The organism is Microbacterium maritypicum MF109, from assembly GCF_000455825.1.
Classification (GTDB): Bacteria; Actinomycetota; Actinomycetes; order Actinomycetales; family Microbacteriaceae; genus Microbacterium; species Microbacterium maritypicum_A.
Map to the genome: position 1 here is coordinate 1 of NZ_ATAO01000014.1, position 756 is coordinate 756.

General features: G+C 72.0%; 1 protein-coding gene. It reads right to left on the reverse strand.

Features of this window, described 5'->3' with window-relative positions; all coding sequences use genetic code 11:
• Window positions 1–5: 5 nt before the first annotated feature.
• Window positions 6–756 (reverse strand): M15 family metallopeptidase (locus L687_RS23950; protein ID WP_031206677.1); only part of this gene is annotated, 751 nt, incomplete at its 5' end.

Sequence of the window (756 nt, forward strand, 5' to 3'; positions counted from 1 at the left end):
CCGATTCAGTGCGCGTAATCCGGCGCGGCAGGAAGGCCGAAGAACTCCTCGAGCGTGTGGAATCCGCCCTCGTGATAGGCCGCGGCGAGGTCGACTCCGACGTAGCGGAGATGCCACGGCTCCGGCGCATACCCCGTCACGGGGGTGCCGACCTGCTCGTAACGCACGATGAAGCCGTACTCCCAGGCATGAGCGGCGACCCAGTCGCTCTGCGCGGTCGCTCCGAAGCCGTCGAGGCCCCCGCACCCCGTGCCGCAGGCGACCACGTCGAGTGCGAGACCCGTCTGGTGCTCGCTGTGGCCGGGGCGCGCCGAGCCCGCATCCGCCTCGGCCTGTCCCTGTGATCGCACGTGGGATCCATACGTCGTCACCTGCAGTCCGTAGGAGCGGTAGCCGTTGTTCGCGCCGAGGCGTCCCACGCCCGCGGCTGCGGCGGCATCCGCCATCCGCCCGACCGCCGCGGCCACGTCGGAGCGCACGCGCCCCGAGGGTGTCGTCATCTGCAGCGGCACGGAGTCGAGATTCGCCGGCTCGTACTCGGGCGGGTTCAGCGGCAGCGACTTGTTCACCACGACCCAGAGGCGCGCAGGATCGGTGAGCGAGACGCACGGAGCGTTCCCCGCGACGACCGCCTCGCGGAAGGCGGCACCGCCGCCGAAGCCCGCGATCGCCGCCGCATCGTCGCCGCTCGCGATCGCCTGCTGCACCGAAGGCTCGGCACAGGGGTCGGCTGCGGTCGTCGCGGCCACCCTGACC